Raw genomic sequence first — 16,704 nt, forward strand, 5'->3', positions numbered from 1 at the left:
AACGCTCGAATGGAATGACGCAATGGATCGTCTCAACGGGCTCCTGGCCTTCGCCCGCACCGCCGAATTCGGCAGTTTCGTCGCCGCCGGGCGGGCGCTTGGCATCTCGGCTTCCGCTGTGGGCAAAAGTGTCGCCCGGCTCGAGCAGGAACTCGGCGTGCGGCTCCTGCAGCGCAGCACGCGGCGCATTGGCCTGACGGAAGAGGGCAAGCTGTTCAACGAGCGGGTGCGCCGCATCCTCGACGACATCGACGATGCCGAGGCGATGCTGTCGCAGACACGGGAAACACCGCGTGGGCGGCTGCGCATATCCACCCCGATCGTCACCTATCATCTGCTGCTGCCGGTGCTGTCGGAGTTCATGGCACGCTATCCCGAGATCGAGCTCGACATCGATTTCAACGACCGGATCGTCGACGTCATCGACGAGGGTATCGATGTCGCGATCCGCAGCGGCGAACTGCCGGATTCGCGCCTTGTGTCGAGACCCGTTGCGCCCTTTCGCATGCTGCTGTGCGCGGCGCCCTCCTACCTGGACCGCCATGGCGCCCCCAGCGTGCCGGCTGATCTCATCAGACATTTCGGCATAAACTTCCGCTTCCTGAACAGCGGCAGGCTGCTGGAGTGGCCGTTCACTACCGGAAGCGCCGAACCGCAGATCCGCTCGATGCTGACCTGCAACAACATGGAAGCCTTGAAGGGCGCCACGCTCGCCGGCCTCGGCATAGCTTGCATGCCGGATTTCCTGGTGCGCGAGGCGCTGCACGAAGACAGGCTGCGTACCGTCCTCGATGGTCATGTCGACGGCCGTGGCCAGTTCCGGATGCTGTGGCCCTCCAATCGCCATCTGTCGCCGAAGGTGCGCGTCTTCGTTGATTTCCTTCCCGAGCGACTTGCTGCGACAAGCGGCTCGTAGCCAACTCATCGAATAAATATGATTATTATTGTCATGTTTCTGTGGAAACATCGGAGCGGCTGTGGCATGCCGCTGACGGTGAGGGTGCCGCGCGGCGCCTTGCCCGAACCGTTTCGAAGGACTTGAGCGATGGACCAACTTAGCGCGCAAACCCGGATCAGCGACGCGGCGATCAGATCGGTGATGGACCGGCTGCGCGCAGAGCACAGCGAATTCGAGATTGACACTGGCGTTGCCGACCAGTGGGAGCTCCGCCTCTACTACGGCTCATTGAGCGCTACGCTCGATGATGAAAGCGTGCTGATCCGCGTCGCGGCGACAGACGAAACCTGCCTGTCCTACATGAAGATGACGGTCGCCGGCCATGTCGCCGAACATCTCGGCACGACCAAGGGCATCCATTGGCAAGGCGACGGCAGCGACGCCGGTACTCCGGTCTTCTTCCGCGAGATCATGGTGATGTCGTCGACGCGGATATCGGCGCATATGCAGCGCCTGCGCTTCGCCGGCAAGGATCTCGGCCGATTTAGCCATGGCGGCCTGCACATGCGGCTGCTGCTGCCGCCGCCTGGCCGCCGGCTGGTTTGGCCGACGATGGGCGCTGACGGCTTGATCGTCTGGCCTTCTGGCGACGATGCGCTTGCCGTGCGGGTCTACACGATCCGGGCGCTGGATGCCGCAAGCGGTTGGCTCGATGTCGATTTCGTGTTGCACCCCGGCCAGAACACGCCTGCCGCCACATTCGCGCAAAACGCACGGGCGGGAGACGTCATCGGCATGATCGGACCCGGCGGCGGCGACGCCCCGGTGGCGCAGACCTTGCTTCTGCTCGGCGACGACACCGCGCTGCCCGCCATCGGCAGGATTTTGGAGCATCTGCCGCCATCAACACGTGCCGAGGCGCTGATCGAGGTCGATAGCCCGGATGACCGAATGGCGCTGGCGCAAGGGGACAATATCGACATCACCTGGCTTTACCGGCGCGGCCTCGAGGCCGGCACCGCGGGCCTATTGTCGACCGCCTTGCGTGAGCGCAATCACATGGCGCTTGCCGACGGCCTGTACGTTTGGGCAAGTTGCGAATTCGGCGATTTCCAGGAGATACGCAAGATCGTGCGCAAGCAGTGGGGCCTGCCACGCGACCGGCACCTGGTTACGGCGTACTGGCGTCGGGATGCGCATAGCGTGGGCGAGGGCGGCGAGGACTAGTCGCTGCTTATTGCCTGACGCTTCTGGCCACCAGCCGAGCGACGCTCGGGCCGACCAGCAGCACGATCAGGAAGCGTGCCGATTGCAGGGCCATGACGAAGGAGATGTCGACGTTCTGCGCGGCGGCGGCGATGATGGCGATGCTGTCCATGCCGCCGGGGCTGGTCGCCAGATAGGCGGTCAGTGGATCGATGCCCAGGAGATGGCTGATCAGGAAGGCAAGGCCGCCGCAAAAGGCGATCAGCGCCACGATCGAGGCGATGATCTGCGGCAATGCGCGCGTTGCATGGCGCAGGATCGCCCTTGTGAAGTTCAGGCCGATCGACCAGCCGACCATGGCGTAGCTGACGGCCAGCAGCCATTGCGGCAATTGCATCTCCACGCCCAAGCCAAGATGGACGACAGTGCCGAAGATAAAGGTGCCGAGGAAGAAGGGCGAGGGCAGCCGGAAAATCTTTCCCGACAGGCCGCCAACCAGCGCGATGCCGATGGTGGCGGCGAAGGCCTGGCGGTCGATCGGCGGAAACCAGACGATGGGCGGGATTTCGACGCCCGAGGTGTCGACCCACATCTTGGCAACGAGTGCTGCGGTCATCGAGACGAAGATGACGCGCAGATATTGCATGAAAGCGACGAGACGCTGGTCGGCACCGAAGGCACCGGCCATCAGCACCATGGCGGTGGCCGCACCCGGCGACGAGCCCCAGACGGCGGTGGTGCCGGGCAGGATGCGCCAGCGGCTGATCAGCCAGCCGAGCAGACTGGAGGCAGTGACGGTCGCCACCACGACGCCGAAAAACAGCGGCCATTCCTGGTAGAAGACCGGAAAGATGTCGGCCGAGATCGAGCTGGCGACGAGGCAGCCGACGATCGCCTGGGCGGCGCCGAACAGAAGACGCGGCACACGCACCGTGGCGCCATTGGTGCCGGCGACGATGGCCGCCAGCATCGGTCCGATCAGCAGCGCCGCCGGCAGGGTGGCGAGTTCCAGCGCGCCGGCAAACAGCAGGGAAACAACCAGCAGGGCAAGCCACTGCCAGCGCTTGCGCATCCGCGCCATGCGCTCGAGTGTGGGCAGGTCCGGGGATGGCTGCTCGGCCGAGGAATCCATGTTTCGGTCTTAGACTTGAAGCGGGACGATGCGAACCCCCGCTTTGCCGAAAAAGGAAGCTGTGTGACGCGCGAGTCACGCAGTTTACCAAGGTGTCAGAGCTTTCGGATAGGACCAGGATAACGGGCGACAAGATCGTCCATCGTCAGCAAGGTAATCCCCTCAATGGTTGCCTGGGCGACCAGGATTCGATCGAAGGGATCCTTGTGGATCGCCGGAAGTCCGTCGATGGCGAGGGCATGTTCACTGGTGATCGGCAAGTCGTGATAGCCATTGTCGAATAGGCCTCGCCGGAGCAAACGGGGATCGACCTGGAAATCATCCCGTCCCAGTCCTCGTTTGATTGCGATCTCCCAAAGGCTGGCGGGACTGAACAGCAATTCGTTCTCGGGGTCCTCAATCTCGGCGAGAGCCGCAGGTGTTAGCCGATCCGGTTCGCCAGCCGCCCACAGCAGCAAATGGGTGTCGAGTAACAGTTTCAAGTGTTGACACCGAACAGTTGCTCAATCTCCTCGCCACCCATGCGGTCGAAATCGTCGGGAACGGAAAACTGGCCGGCCATAAAACCGACCCTTCGCGCCTGCGACGAGGCCGGCTGATCGATAGGCACGACTTTCACCAATGGTTTGCCCGCCTTGGCGATGATGAACGGCTCACCTTTGGCAGCTCGGTCAACGAGACGTGAAAGATTGGTCTTCGCATTGTGGATGTTCACGGTCTGCATCGCAGGTTTCTCCAAGTGGACTTAGTCCACAGAACTTAGTCCATTTTCAGAGAATTACAAGTGGAGCGCGATGACTGGCAAAACCCGGGGTCGAGATTGTTCACCTGTCGATATTGCACCTGGAGTGCGAACCTCGCCTCGGCATAAGCCGTGGGCGGATCACCCCGTCTTGCCGTCAGCCAGCCCGAAGCCGGCGACGGGGTGGGTCTCGACCTGGAATTCGAAGCCGGCGATGAACGGCCGCGCCTTGGCGATCGCCGCCTGGACTTCGGGAAGCTGCAGCGAGGCCTTGTGGCTTTCGGCGTCGGTCCACACTTCGGTGACCCAGATCGCGTCGGCATCGGCGGGGTCGCGCGCGATGATGTAGCTCAGGCAGCCTGGCAGGGCGCCTGTACTGTCGCGCAGAAGGTCCATGACCGCGTCACGCTGGCCGCGCGCCGCCCGCATCTTGCCGATCAGTCCGTACATTCCGTTGTCTCCCTTTGAGGTTTTCGACAAGAACATGCAGACCGCCAGTATGCCGATAGCCGTTCAAGGCATCAACTGGCCGCCATTCACCTCGATCACCTGGCCGGTGATGTAGCCGCTGAGAAGGTCCGAAGAGAGGAACAGATAGGCGCCGACGCAATCCTGCGCCGTGCCGGCGCGTCCCTGCGGAATGGTGGCGACCATGCCCTTCATCTGCTCGTCGGTCGAATAGCGCTCGTGGAACGGGGTGAGAATGGTTCCGGGCGCTACCGCGTTGACGCGGATGCCGAAGCCGATCAGTTCCTTGGCCATGCCGCGCGTCACATTGGAGACGAAGGCCTTGGCTGAGCCGTAAAGCCCGGCGCCGCCGCCGGCGCCGTTGCGCGCGGCGATCGAGGAGGTGTTGACGATGAAGCCGCCCTGTTTCTTCAGCCACGGGATCGCCTTGCGCGAAGCAGTCAGCACCGAGCGCGCATTGAGGTCCATCACAGCGTCGTAATACGCCTCGGTCTGCTCGGCATAAGGGATGCGGCCAAGCATGCCGCCGGCATTGTTGACCAGCCCGTCGAGGCGGCCGAAATATTGCGCGCTGTCCTCGACGACGCGCTCGACATCGGCGGCAACGGAAAAATCGCCCTGAACGAGAAACACCTCGCCGCCCTTGTCGGCAATCGTCAGGCCGAGCTTCTCCGCGGCGTCTTGACTCGAATTGTAGTGCAGCGCCACCTTGCATTTCTGCGCTGCATAGGCCAGCGCGAGCGCCGCTCCGATGCCGGTCGACGCACCGGTGACCAGCACTGCCTTGCCGGCAAGATCGGGTATGCTGAGTGTGGTGGCTGGCACGGTTCTTCCTCCGGGAGGTCTGCCTGTCCTTCGTAGGCCCTTGCCACCCCGGTGTTCAAGCCTTTGAGCAATTCAAGGAAACGTGTGGAGCGGTTTCCCGGCAAAGCGAGTAGCGCTTTCCCTAGGGGAATTTGCGCCAAACAAACCGCTCTACGGATGCAGATAGGCGTAACCCTGGCCTTGCAGTTCGGCGAGTTTGACGACGCCGCCCTTGTCGGCGGCATGAAACCCGGCGAGCAGGTCGGGGAGCGAAATATCCATGCCTTGCATGGTGTTGGCGCAGGCATGGGATTCCAGCCCCTGCCGCACCAGGCCGGCGAAGCGCCCGGAAATCGCAGCCGATATGCCTTTCGACTTGAAGGCCGCGAGCGCGGGACCATGCACGACCAGCACGATGTCGACATTGCCGCCGGTGCCCTCATAGTGGTTCTTGATGTTGCCGAGCACGAAATTGACCTTGTCGGTGTCGCTCAAGTGGTAGGCGACTTTTTGCCTTGCGGGCTCGGTGGCGGCTGCCTGTGCTGCCCGCAAACCGAGAAGCGTTCCGGTTCCGGCAAGAACCGCGCGGAACATATCGCGCCGACGCATGGAATCCTCCTCCGCTTGGCGGCCCGCCGCGAATTGCGTGGCTGCGGCCGCAATACTAGCATAAATTGACGTTGCGTCCTGTCGATGCGGAGGAGAGATCACATGGCGTTCAGGGCAGGGGAATGGAAGACAGTCGCCGGCGCCGGGTTTGGCGCGGCGCTGCTTGGCTTGCTTGCCGGAGCGGCCTCCGCCGACGATGCGCTGAAGCTCACCGAACTCAGTCCGAACGGCGCTGATGCCTGTTTCGGCCGCGTCTATGATGCGGGGCATCTCAAGGCGCACCCGAAGCAGAAGGTGACGCGGATCTTCTTCTACTACGGCCATGATCCGGTCAGCCGGCCGAACGAGGAACCGACCGTGAATTCCGACACGTCCTACAATGCTTTCATCGCCACCACCGTGCGCGGCGCCAAGTCGCCGGAATGGGCCGGCGGCTGGTGCAATCATGCGTCCGAGGACGGCAAGACAGGCCCGGTTCATTGCGGCATGGAATGCGACCGGACGCTTGCGTCGCTGAAGGTCGACGACAAGGGCCGGCTGTTCCTCTCGGATCTGCAGCCCGACATCTATCTCGATGCCGGTTCGGAAGAAGAGCTTGGCGCTGCGGAATATAGCAGGCAGGCACTCGGCAAGGATGACGACAATTTTCGCCTCGACCCGATCCCAGCGGCGACCTGCAAGGCGGAGTTCGCGCGCATCGATCCGGTCGACCCGGCGCTAGGCCCGCCGCTGCGCGAGCGGCTGAAGCCGGACCAGGCCTTCTGCTATGGGCGCGACTACGATGCAGCGCATCTCGCCTCGCACCCCGATCAACTCACCCGGTCGATCCGGGTTTTCCGCGGCAAGGTAGAGCTGGCGTCCTTCGCCTCGGGTGGCGACGCCGCCAACTGGCCAGACGGCGCCGACATTGCCGTTACCGTCACCACACGGCAGAAATCGGCTGAGGTTACGCAGACCTATTCCTGCCAGGGCGAAGCCGACCAGTGGCGCTGCGCGGCCAGTTCGAAGATGAGCGATTCTTCCTGCGACATCGCGCAGAAGGAGATTTTCCTCAAGCGTGGCCTCAATGGCACGATGATGCTGGCAAATCCCAACAGCGCGCTCGCGATCGTCGACCTGTGTTCGAAGGCCGCCGATGGCAAGACGAAATCCGACGACAAGGTCTATCGGCTGCAGCCGATGCCGCAATCGGCCTGCTCGCCTTGAGCTTCAATGGAGGGCGCGAATGGATAAGGCAAAAGTCTTTTGGTCTGGCGGATCGCAAGCAGTACGCATGCCGAAGAAATACCGTTTCGATACCGGCGAGATTTCAATCCGTCGCGAGGGCCGAGCGGTCGTTCTCGAACCGCTTGCGCAGGATTGGGTCTGGCTCGACAGTTTGACCGGGCCACTTGACGACGATTTTGTTGAGGCAGCTTTGGAAGGCCGATAGAGACTGGCGGCGCAGACCATAGGATCCATGCGTGACATCTGAGCGCTGCTGCGGTGCAGAATTCTGTTCCGCTGCACTCTACGGACAAGGTCGCGGCATGGATCCTCGGGTCTCCGCGACGGAGCTTCGCTCCTGCTTCGCCCGTGGATGACGAAGTCGAGAAGCTTCGGTTAATTTTCCCAAGTCGCTACAGGAAATCGCCTCAGGCAAACGGCACGGCGGTTGTGCCCTTCGGCAGCTTGGCCTCGTCGTCGGGCTCGACATGGATGGTGACGCGCACCGAGGGGATTTCGGCTTTCAGCGCGTCCTCGATGCGGTCGCAGATGACATGGCTGGCGCCGACCGACATGTCTGCGTCGACGACCAGATGAAACTCGATGAAGGTGGCGCGGCCGGCGATGCGCGTCTTGAGGTCGTGCACCTCGAGCGCGCCCTTGCAATTGGCCGAGATGACGTCACGGATGCGCATGTGTTCCTGGGTGTCGACGGCGCGGTCCATCAGGCCGTTCATCGACGAGCCTATGACATGCCAGCCCTGCCACAGGATGTTCAAAGCCACGAGGACGGCAAGTGCGGGGTCAAGGATCTGCCAACCGGTCAGGATCGCTCCGACCAGGCCGCCGAAGACGCCGATCGAGGTGACCACGTCGGTCATGATGTGGTTGCCGTCGGCAACCAGCGCCGGTGATTTCTCCGCCCTGCCGGCGCGGATCAACGTCCAGGCCCAGAAGGCGTTGATGACAGTAGCGACGCCGTTGACGGCAAGACCTTCCCAGGGCTGTTCGAGCGGTGCCGGGGTCTGCCAGTGGCGCCAGACCTCGTTGAGGATCAAAAGGGCGGCGAGCACGATCAGCACGCCTTCCAGCACCGCCGAGAAATACTCGGCCTTGTGATGGCCGAAAGGGTGGTCCTGGTCGGCCGGCTTGTGGCTGACCTGGATCGCCCAGAAGGCTGCAAGCGAGGCAATGACGTTGACGATCGATTCCAAGGCGTCCGAGTAGAGCGCCACGGAGCCGGTGACGTACCACGCGGCAGCCTTCAGCGCGAGCACGACAAAAGCGACGATAATCGACCAGAAGGCGAGATTGGCGATTTTGCGCTTCGCGGCCGCCTTGGCCGCGATCGCCATCGTGTTCTCGGCTTCAGCCATGATCGTCAGGCGGCCTTTTCCTTGGCCTTGCGGGGCAAGTGGGCGACGATGTTCTCGATGATGCGCATGCCGGCATTGTGGCCGAGCGTCATGATCGATTCCGGGTGGAACTGTACCGCGGCGATAGGCTCCTTGCGGTGTTCGAAGGCCATGATTATGCCGTCCTCGGTCTCGGCTGTGACGATGAAATCGTCGGGCAGGCGCACCGGATCGGCAAAGATCGAGTGGTAGCGGCCGACGGTCACTTCCTTGGGCAGGCCCGAGAAGATGATGCCGGGCTTGGAGACCCGGATGCGCGACGGCTTGCCGTGCATCGGTATGTGCAGCTGCCGCAGTTCGCCGCCATAGGCCTCCGCCAATGCCTGCAGGCCAAGGCAGACGCCGAAGATCGGCAGTTCGCGGGCGCGCGCCTTCTTGATGGTTGCGGCGCAATCGAAGTCCTTCGGCGTGCCGGGGCCGGGCGACAGCACGACGAGATCGGGTTTCAGCCGGTCGAAGACTTCCTCAGGCACCGGCGAGCGAACGGTCGAGACGTTGGCGCCGGTCTGGCGGAAATAATTGGCCAGCGTGTGGACGAAACTATCCTCGTGGTCGACCAGCAGGATGTTGACGCCGTCGCCGACGCGCGCGGTGGTTCGCTCGGTGCTGGCGGAATTGCCTGTCTTGGCGTCGCGGATGGCGGAGAGCATGGCGGATGCCTTCAGTTCGGTTTCGGCTTCTTCTTCCTCGGGAATGCTGTCGAACAGCAATGTGGCGCCGGCCCGCACTTCGGCAATGCCGTCCTTGATACGGATGGTGCGGAGCGTCAGGCCGGTGTTCATGTCACCGTTGAAATTGACCATGCCGATCGCACCGCCATACCAGGCGCGCGGGCTCTTCTCGTTCTGTTCGATGAAGCGCATGGCCCACAGTTTCGGCGCGCCGGTGACGGTGACCGCCCAGGCATGCGACAGGAAGGCATCGAAGGCATCCATGCCTTCGCGCAGCCGGCCTTCGATGTGGTCGACCGTGTGGATCAGGCGCGAATACATTTCGATCTGCCGACGGCCGATGACGCGCACCGAACCCGGCTCGCAGACCCGCGACTTGTCGTTGCGATCGACGTCCGAGCACATGGTCAGCTCGGATTCGTCTTTCTTCGAGTTGAGCAGTTTCAGGATCTGCTCTGAGTCGGAAATGGCGTCGTCGCCGCGCTTGATGGTGCCTGAGATCGGGCAGGTCTCGACGCGGCGGCCGTTGACGCGCACGAACATTTCCGGCGAGGCGCCGATCAGATATTCGCCTTCGCCCAGATTGATGAAGAAGGAATAGGGCGAGGGGTTGATTGCCTTCAGCTTGCGCGAAATCTCGGATGGCTGCGTTTCGCAGCGCTCGTAGAACATCTGGCCGGGCACGACCTCGAACAGGTCGCCGCGCTTGAACGAATCCATCGCCTTGCGCACCAGATCGGCGTATTCGCCGGGTTCATGGTCGCCGCGCGGCGGGATGCGGTCGGGGCTCTTGAACGGCTCGGCGATTTCATCGCGCGGCAGCCCTTCAGTCGAAAAACCGTCGCCGGCATAGTCGTAGCGGTCAGTCCAGGCCTTGGCCGAATAATGGTCGACAACCAGAATCTCGTCGGGCAGGAAAAGCACCAGGTCGCGCTGGCTCTCTTTGCGCTCGAGAGTGTGTTCGACCGGGTCGAACTGGAAGGCGAGGTCGTAGCCGAAGGCGCCGTAGAGACCAAGATTGGCGTCTTCCTCGGTCTTGAACAGAGCGGTGATGGCGCGCAGTACGGTGAAGACCGAAGGGACGCGGCTGCGCTCCTCCTCGGTGAAGACACGGCCGGGCTTGGCGACATCGAGGCGGATGAGTGTCTTCGACGTCTCGGCGATGGTGACATCCGCCTGGCTGGCCAGCGCCTTGCCGATGACCGGCAGCAGCGCCTCGCCACGGCGGTTCAGCGCCTCGATGCGCATGGCACGGCCGCGCGCCGAGACGACCAGCGGCGGATCGATGATGGCGGTGTCCCAGCGCGTGTAGCGGCCGGGATATTCATAATTTGAGGAAAACACCGCACCGCGGCGCGAATTCAGGCCGTCGACATAGGCGTCAATCGCACCTGCATAGGGCCGGTCGTGGCGCGCGCGCGTGATGGTTATGCCACCCGCGGTCACGAAACTTTCCGCGCCGTTTTCCAGAACCTTCATCGTCATTGCCGTCTCCATCAGCTTCTTGGGCAACGGACCCGGGAATGGCTTGGAAAAAACAAATGGCCGCCCGGACTTTCCGTTGCGGCCACCCTCTCTTTTCACGCGCACGTGTTCGAACAGGCCGCTGTCAGCAGGCCCACCACCAAATGGTCTTGGTCGAACGCATGTTCATGGCGAAATCCATAGCCGCGAAAAACGGGATGCGCAACTGATTTGAAAAGCCTGTCCGGTGGCCGCCGCTTCTGCATCTCATGGCACATCGCCAGGGCGGACAGTGCCGCTTAGACTGTTCCTCTAACAGCAGGAGACGGGAAAACAACCATGACCGAACAGATCGAGCATGCGCGGACGTTTCATTCCCTCCATGTCAGGGGAAACCCGATCGTTCTCTACAATGCCTGGGACACGGGTTCGGCCAAGATCGTCGAGAAAGCGGGGGCCAAGGCAATCGCCACCGGAAGCTGGCCGGTGGCGGCCGCCTTCGGCTACGCCGATGGAGAAAAAATCCCGCTGGAGCTGGCACTCGACAACATCAAGCGCATCGTCGGGTCGGTCGACCTGCCGGTGACCATGGATCTCGAGGGCGGCTACGGCGTCGATCCGGAAATCGTTGCCCGCACGGTAACGTTGGCGCTGCGGGCCGGCGCGATTGGTTTCAATTTCGAAGACCAGATTGTCGGTGGCAGCGGCCTGCACGACATTTCTGTTCAGGTAAAACGCATCGAAGCTGCGGCAGCGGCCGTCAAGGCCTCCGGCATACCGGCGTTCATCAACGCCCGAACCGACATCTTCCTCAAGGCGAAACCGGATGCGCATGACGACGTCCTGCTCGACTAGGCCATCGAGCGCGCGCAGGCCTTCGAAAAAGCCGGCGCACACGGCTTCTTTGCGCCGGGTCTTGGCGATGAGGACCTGATCGAGACGCTCTGCAAGGCAATCGCGTTGCCGGTCAATATCATCGCGCTGGCGCATGTACCGCCGCGTCAGCGGCTGGCCGAACTGGGTGTCGCCCGCATCAGCCACGGCCCGGTGCCTTACCGGCAGATGGCCGAATGGCTGGAGGCCAAGGCTAGGCAGGCCATTTCTGGCTAGATCAATCCTCTAGCGTCCCCGATCGGGCGTCGGTGCTCTTCCTGTCGCCGACCAGCTTCAGAAGATCCTCGCCGGCGCGAATAATGCGGCGAGAGCGGCGGGTCAGGATGATGCCGTCCTGCGGCGCGAAAATTTCGGTGCGGCCGTCGGCTTCACCCGGCGCATGGATGATGGTGGCGAGGCGCGCTCCCTTGGCAACACGGTCGCCCGGCTTCACGTCGTAGAGCACAGCACCCGCCCGTGGCGCCGGCATCATGTCGATGTTTTCCAATGGGGCCACGACGCCTGTGAAAGGACCCGGCGCGAGCAGGGCGCTGTCGGCGATCACGCCGCGTGCGACCAGCAGCCGGTAGAGCCCGTCGGCGTCAGAGGCGGCCAGGGCGCCATCGACATCGAGGATGCCGCGATATTCCACCGTGGTGGCGACGCGACGGTCGAGCTTCGCCATTTCGGCGGGGACGTTCTGGTAGGGCATGATCGAGGCGCCTTCGAAGGTGCCGTCGGTGTCCTCGCTCCACAGCACCACCGCATTGACGCCCATGGCGGCGGCGCAATCGGCCATGGCAGGCCACAGGCTGGTGTGGACGTAGAGATAGGCGAGGCCCTCGTCATCGCAGTGCAGGTCGAGCACGATGTCATGGCCGAGCGAGAGCTGCACCAGCCGCGTCTTCAGCCGCTGGTCGACGCTGCCAAGCGTGGTGTCGGGCAAGAGCGCTGTGTCGGGCGCGGCGAGCAGCGGAAAGCCGCGGTTGAAATTGGTGCGCGTGCCCAGATGGAAGCGGCCCTGATGCTCGCCGAAATGATATTGCGCCCGGCCGATCGGATTGGCCCAGGGCACGACGGTGAGATTGCCCTTGATGCGGCCTTCGGCCTCCGCTTTGGCAAGCATCGGCATCAGCGCGTCGATGGCGACGACGCCCGGCAACTCGCCGGCATGGAGTGCCGCCTGTAGGTATGCCGAAGGAGCAGCCTTGTCGGAACCAGTGAAGCGGAACAGCGGGAATTCGTAGGAAACCCCTTCGCTTTCGCCGGCGATGCGCTCGATCGATTTCTGCATGACTTCCTCCATCAAGGACCAGAAGACATGCGATTTGAAGGCGCCGATGTCGATTGGTCCAGCCTGCCGCGCTATGGGCGCAAGAGACTATTCAGCCGGAAGCGGGATGACCGGCGCGCGCCGGTCCAGCGCCTGCGACAGCACAGCGACGGTGACCGCCAAAAGGGCGAGTGCTGCGCCGACCAGCGGCAGATTGGCATAGGAAACACCGGCGGAAAGGGCCACGCCGCCGATCCAGGCGCCGCTGGCATTGCCGACATTGAAGGCGCCCTGGTTCAACGTGGCGGCGAGGTTCGGTCCCTCGGAGGCCGCCTCGACGACCCGGATCTGCAGCGGCGGCACGACGACGAAGATGAGCAGGCCCCACAGGAAGACGATGCCGACGGCAACGCTGGCGATTGCGCCGAACTGCCTGAAGCCAACGAAAAGCAGGGCCATCAGCAGCAGCGTGCCGATCACGGTCGGCATCAGTTTCCAGTCGGCCAGTCTGCCGCCGATAATGTTGCCAATGGTCATGCCCGCGCCGAACAGCAGCAGAACCCACGTGACTGCGGAGGTCGACAAGCCCGACACCTCGGTGAGGTAGGGTTTGATGTAGGTGAAGACGGTGAACAGGCTTGCGGAAGTCAGCGCCGCGATCAGCATCGCCAGCCAGACCTGCAGCTTGCCCAGCACGCGCAGTTCGCCGCGCAGGCCGCCACCGCTTGGCTGGGCGACATCAGACGGCACCAGCCAGGCGATCGCTGCCACCGATATTAGGCCGATACCGACCACGGCAACGAAGGTGGAGCGCCAGCCGAACGCTTCGCCAAGTGCGGTTCCGGCGGGAACACCCAGGATGTTGGACAGCGTCAGCCCGGCGAACATCAGCGCGATGGCGCTGGCGCGTTTGTTGCGCGGTACCAGGCTGGCGGCAACGACCGAGCCAATGCCGAAGAAGGCGCCATGGCCGAAAGCGGTGAAAACGCGCGCGGCCATCAGCGTCCAGTAGTTGGGCGAGATGGCGCAAAACAGATTGCCGATGACGAACAGGACGGCCAGCCCGACCAGCACAGGCTTACGCGGCAAATGCGCGGTGGCCATCGCGACGATCGGGGCGCCGAAGACCACACCCAGCGCATATCCGGTAACCAGCAGGCCGGCAGAAGGGATCGATACGCCGAGGTCGGCTGCGACCTCGGGCAGCAGGCCCATGATCACGAATTCGGTGGTGCCGATGCAGAAGGACGCAATGGCAAGCGCAAGGATCGGCAAGGGCATGGGGCGTCCAGACTGAATCGGTTCAAATCGAGACTGCGCGAAGGACGCCATCGTGCGCAAGCTGCATTGCTGCATCGCAGCGATGCAGAAAAGGAAGAGCTTTGAAATGGGTCGCTAACAGGCTGTCAAACCAGCGGCTTCAATTCCTGGGCAATGGTTGGCAACAGCTCCGAGACATTCGGGTGGATGTGCACGGCACGCGCCAGCGTGTCGACGGGCGCCTTGGCGTACATCAGGTCGAGTACGCAATGGATAACCTCGTCGCCGCCGGGGCCGAGCACCGAGCAGCCGAGGATCTGCCTGGTGTCGGCGTCGACCAGGATCTTCATGAAGCCCTGCGTCTCGCCCTTTTCGATAGCGCGGCCGACGCGGGCCATCGGCCGCTGGCCGACCAGCGCGCGACGGCCGGATTTCTTCACCGCGGCCTCGGTCATGCCGCAGCGGCCGAGCGGTGGGTCGATGTAGAGCGCATAGGCTTCGATGCGATCACTGACCTTGCGCGGATCGTTGTCCAGCAGGTTGGCGGCGACGATCTCGTAGTCGTTGTAGGAGGTGTGGGTGAAGGCGCCCCTGCCGTTGCAGTCGCCCATCGCCCAGATGCCGGGCACGCTGCTGCGCAACTGGTCGTCTACAGAGACGAAGCCGCGCTTGTCGACCTCCACGCCAGCCCTCTCCAGGCCGAGGTCATCGGTGTTGGGCGTCCGCCCCAGAGCCAGCAGCACGTGCGAGCCGACCGCCGGCGGTTTGCCGGCGGAGAAGGTCACGGCAATGTCCTGGCCCTGTCTGGCGAAAGCGATGTCGTCGGCGCCGACATGGACCGTGATGCCCTCGTTTTCGAGGATCGACAGGATGGCGGCGGAGACATCCTCGTCCTCGCGGCCGGTCAAGCGTGGGCTCTTCTCGATGACGGTGACTTCGCTACCGAAGCGGCGGAACATCTGTGCGAATTCGAGCGAGATGTAGCTGCCGCCGACGACGATGAGATGGCGCGGCAGCACGTCGAGATCCATCATCGAGGAATTGGTCAGATAGTCGATGTCGTGGATGCCAGGCAGGTCTGGGACCGAGGCTCGGCCGCCGGTGTTGAGGAAGATCTTTTCGGCGGTCAGCAGATCGTCGCCGACGCGCACCGTGTTGGCGGATTCGAAACGCGCATGGCCGCGATAGAGGGTGCATTTGTCCATGCCGGCAATCCAGGTCTCGAGATTGGTGCGGGCGTCGATCGTCACCTTGTCCTTGCGCGCCTTGATCCTGGCATAGTCGACGCCGACGGGGCCACTGAGCGTCACGCCATAGTCGGCGGCGCGGCGCGCAAGATGCGCGGCGTAGGCGCTGGCGACCATGGTCTTGGTCGGCATGCAGCCGGTGTTGACGCAAGTGCCGCCGACCAACTTGCGCTCGATCAGCGCCACGCTCATGCCGGCGGCCGCCAGCCGGCCGGCCAGCGGAGGGCCAGCCTGTCCGGCACCGATGATGATGGCGTCGAAGGTTTTCGTCGTCATGCCACCGCCGCTACGATCAGCAGGCCGCCGATGATCGCCACCGCGTCCTCGATGAAGGCGGCGGGCGGATCCTTGCCGAAGGCGGCTGCGAGGCGGCCGCGAGCTTCAGCGCCGCCCAGCGTGCCGATGACAGCGCCGATGGCGCCGGCAATCAAGCCGCCGATGGTGGCGCCGCCTGTGGCGCCGATCACCGCGCCGGTGAAGGCGCCCATGACGATGCGGGCGCCGAATTGCTGCGGCACTTTACGGCTCGGCGTCGACGGCAACTGGTCGGTGACCAGTTCGACGATGGCCAGGATGGTGAAGATGCCGACAGCCGCCCAGTGGCTCATGAAGCTCGCCCAGGTGCCGGCAACCGGCAGCCAGCCGAGATAAGCGCCCCAGGCAACGGCAGCCGGCGCCGTCATGGCGCGAAGACCGGCAATGACGCCGATCAGAAGTGCGAGAATGTAGAGCATGGTCGATCCCCCTCGATCACCGGGCCAGGACGGCCTTGAGACGCAGGCTACCATAGGTCCAATATTTGACCAGTACTTGCATCGGCGCTTTTCTGTTGGCCGCACTTGTGCTTTTGAAGGACGTGAACTGGAGACCGCGTCATGGCCGAAAGCGAGCGCGTGAAGATGGCGGCCGGCGAATGGTACACCTGCCTCGATGATGAGCTGGAGTCCTTGCGTGTGGTAGCGCGTGACGCGGTGTTCGAGCACAATTGCCTGCCGCCGCGGCAGCGCGGCAATCTCGGGTCGGGCTTGAAAGCTTTACTCGGCGACGCCGGCGAGGGTGCCCGCATCGAGGCGCCGTTTCACTGCGCCTATGGTTTCAACATCTTTCTCGGCGACGGCGTCTTTCTCAATGCCGGCTGCACCATCCTCGACACGGCGAGTGTGCGCATCGGCAAGGGAACGCTGCTTGGCCCCAATGTGCAGATTTATTGCGCCGAGCATCACAAGGAGGTCGCTGGGCGGCAGGCGGGACTGGAGATCGCCAAGCCGGTCGAGATCGGCGCCAATGCGTGGATCGGCGGCTCAGCCGTCATCCTTGGCGGCGTCAGCATCGGTGAAGGTGCCATCGTCGGTGCCGGCGCGGTGGTGACGCGCGACGTGGCTGCGAATACCACGGTGGTCGGCAATCCGGCACATCAGGTCAAGCGGGATTGAATG

General features: G+C 63.4%; 17 protein-coding genes and 1 pseudogene. 6 read left to right on the forward strand and 12 right to left on the reverse strand.

Going from position 1 to position 16,704, the window contains the following annotated elements:
* Positions 1-22 precede the first annotated feature (22 nt).
* Positions 23-916 carry a LysR family transcriptional regulator gene (locus EOB80_RS04115; RefSeq protein ID WP_127269787.1) on the forward strand — a complete coding sequence of 298 codons (894 nt, stop codon included), beginning with the start codon at positions 23-25 and terminating at the stop codon, positions 914-916.
* A gap of 129 nt (positions 917-1,045) precedes the next feature.
* Positions 1,046-2,125: a siderophore-interacting protein gene (locus tag EOB80_RS04120; RefSeq protein WP_127326755.1), complete on the forward strand. Its 1,080-nt coding sequence runs from the start codon at positions 1,046-1,048 to the stop codon at positions 2,123-2,125.
* A gap of 7 nt (positions 2,126-2,132) precedes the next feature.
* Here EOB80_RS04120 and EOB80_RS04125 read toward each other — a convergent pair whose 3' ends face one another.
* The 6 genes from EOB80_RS04125 to EOB80_RS04150 all read right to left on the reverse strand — a co-directional run bounded on the left by EOB80_RS04125 (position 2,133) and on the right by EOB80_RS04150 (position 5,859).
* Positions 2,133-3,236 (reverse strand): AbrB family transcriptional regulator, encoded by a 1,104-nt coding sequence (locus tag EOB80_RS04125; RefSeq protein WP_127326756.1) that lies wholly within the window; start codon positions 3,234-3,236, stop codon positions 2,133-2,135.
* Positions 3,237-3,331: 95 nt separating this feature from the next.
* Positions 3,332-3,718, reverse strand: a complete 387-nt coding sequence (locus EOB80_RS04130; protein ID WP_127270551.1) for a type II toxin-antitoxin system VapC family toxin — start codon at positions 3,716-3,718, stop codon at positions 3,332-3,334.
* Complete coding sequence (locus tag EOB80_RS04135; RefSeq protein WP_056595839.1) at positions 3,715-3,960, reverse strand: type II toxin-antitoxin system prevent-host-death family antitoxin; 246 nt, start codon at positions 3,958-3,960, stop codon at positions 3,715-3,717. The genes EOB80_RS04130 and EOB80_RS04135 overlap by 4 nt, the downstream gene beginning before the upstream one ends.
* Before the next feature lie 159 nt (positions 3,961-4,119).
* Positions 4,120-4,428, reverse strand: coding sequence for a putative quinol monooxygenase (locus EOB80_RS04140; protein ID WP_127320720.1), 309 nt, complete (start codon positions 4,426-4,428; stop codon positions 4,120-4,122).
* Positions 4,429-4,491: 63 nt separating this feature from the next.
* The gene (locus EOB80_RS04145) at positions 4,492-5,271 is read right to left on the reverse strand and encodes an SDR family oxidoreductase (RefSeq protein WP_127326757.1); all 780 of its coding nucleotides are present in this window, start codon (positions 5,269-5,271) and stop codon (positions 4,492-4,494) included.
* 150 nt (positions 5,272-5,421) lie between these two features.
* Positions 5,422-5,859 (reverse strand): DsrE family protein, encoded by a 438-nt coding sequence (locus tag EOB80_RS04150; protein WP_127326758.1) that lies wholly within the window; start codon positions 5,857-5,859, stop codon positions 5,422-5,424.
* A gap of 102 nt (positions 5,860-5,961) precedes the next feature.
* On the opposite strand from EOB80_RS04150, the gene EOB80_RS04155 reads away from it, so the two are divergent.
* Together EOB80_RS04155 and EOB80_RS04160 are read left to right on the forward strand one after the other, a co-directional pair.
* On the forward strand, positions 5,962-7,065 hold the full coding sequence (locus tag EOB80_RS04155; protein WP_127326759.1) for a hypothetical protein: 1,104 nt from the start codon (positions 5,962-5,964) through the stop codon (positions 7,063-7,065).
* Positions 7,066-7,084: 19 nt separating this feature from the next.
* Positions 7,085-7,291, forward strand: a complete 207-nt coding sequence (locus EOB80_RS04160; protein ID WP_032808618.1) for an AbrB/MazE/SpoVT family DNA-binding domain-containing protein — start codon at positions 7,085-7,087, stop codon at positions 7,289-7,291.
* Between the two features lie 202 nt (positions 7,292-7,493).
* On the opposite strand, the gene EOB80_RS04165 is transcribed toward EOB80_RS04160, so the two are convergent.
* Positions 7,494-8,441 carry a cation diffusion facilitator family transporter gene (locus tag EOB80_RS04165; RefSeq protein ID WP_127326760.1) on the reverse strand — a complete coding sequence of 316 codons (948 nt, stop codon included), beginning with the start codon at positions 8,439-8,441 and terminating at the stop codon, positions 7,494-7,496.
* 5 nt (positions 8,442-8,446) lie between these two features.
* Positions 8,447-10,636, reverse strand: a complete 2,190-nt coding sequence (locus EOB80_RS04170; RefSeq protein ID WP_127326761.1) for an anthranilate synthase — start codon at positions 10,634-10,636, stop codon at positions 8,447-8,449.
* Positions 10,637-10,954: 318 nt separating this feature from the next.
* Between EOB80_RS04170 and EOB80_RS04175 the strand changes: the two are divergent.
* Positions 10,955-11,725, forward strand: a pseudogene (locus EOB80_RS04175) (isocitrate lyase/phosphoenolpyruvate mutase family protein).
* Between the two features lies 1 nt (position 11,726).
* Here EOB80_RS04175 and EOB80_RS04180 read toward each other — a convergent pair.
* The 4 genes from EOB80_RS04180 to EOB80_RS04195 form a co-directional block, all read right to left on the reverse strand.
* The gene (locus EOB80_RS04180) at positions 11,727-12,782 is read right to left on the reverse strand and encodes a succinylglutamate desuccinylase/aspartoacylase family protein (protein WP_127326762.1); all 1,056 of its coding nucleotides are present in this window, start codon (positions 12,780-12,782) and stop codon (positions 11,727-11,729) included.
* A gap of 87 nt (positions 12,783-12,869) precedes the next feature.
* Positions 12,870-14,042 carry an MFS transporter gene (locus EOB80_RS04185; protein ID WP_127272313.1) on the reverse strand — a complete coding sequence of 391 codons (1,173 nt, stop codon included), beginning with the start codon at positions 14,040-14,042 and terminating at the stop codon, positions 12,870-12,872.
* A 125-nt stretch (positions 14,043-14,167) separates the two neighbouring features.
* On the reverse strand, positions 14,168-15,544 hold the full coding sequence (locus EOB80_RS04190; protein WP_127326763.1) for an FAD-containing oxidoreductase: 1,377 nt from the start codon (positions 15,542-15,544) through the stop codon (positions 14,168-14,170).
* On the reverse strand, positions 15,541-16,002 hold the full coding sequence (locus tag EOB80_RS04195) for a membrane protein (RefSeq protein WP_023809876.1): 462 nt from the start codon (positions 16,000-16,002) through the stop codon (positions 15,541-15,543). Before EOB80_RS04195 ends, EOB80_RS04190 begins: the two co-directional genes overlap by 4 nt.
* A gap of 141 nt (positions 16,003-16,143) precedes the next feature.
* Here EOB80_RS04195 and EOB80_RS04200 point away from each other — a divergent pair, with 141 nt between their 5' ends.
* Positions 16,144-16,701 carry a sugar O-acetyltransferase gene (locus EOB80_RS04200; protein ID WP_127321328.1) on the forward strand — a complete coding sequence of 186 codons (558 nt, stop codon included), beginning with the start codon at positions 16,144-16,146 and terminating at the stop codon, positions 16,699-16,701.
* Positions 16,702-16,704: the final 3 nt, after the last annotated feature.

This window comes from Mesorhizobium sp. M7A.F.Ca.MR.245.00.0.0 (assembly GCF_003997415.1).
GTDB lineage: Bacteria > Pseudomonadota > Alphaproteobacteria > Rhizobiales > Rhizobiaceae > Mesorhizobium.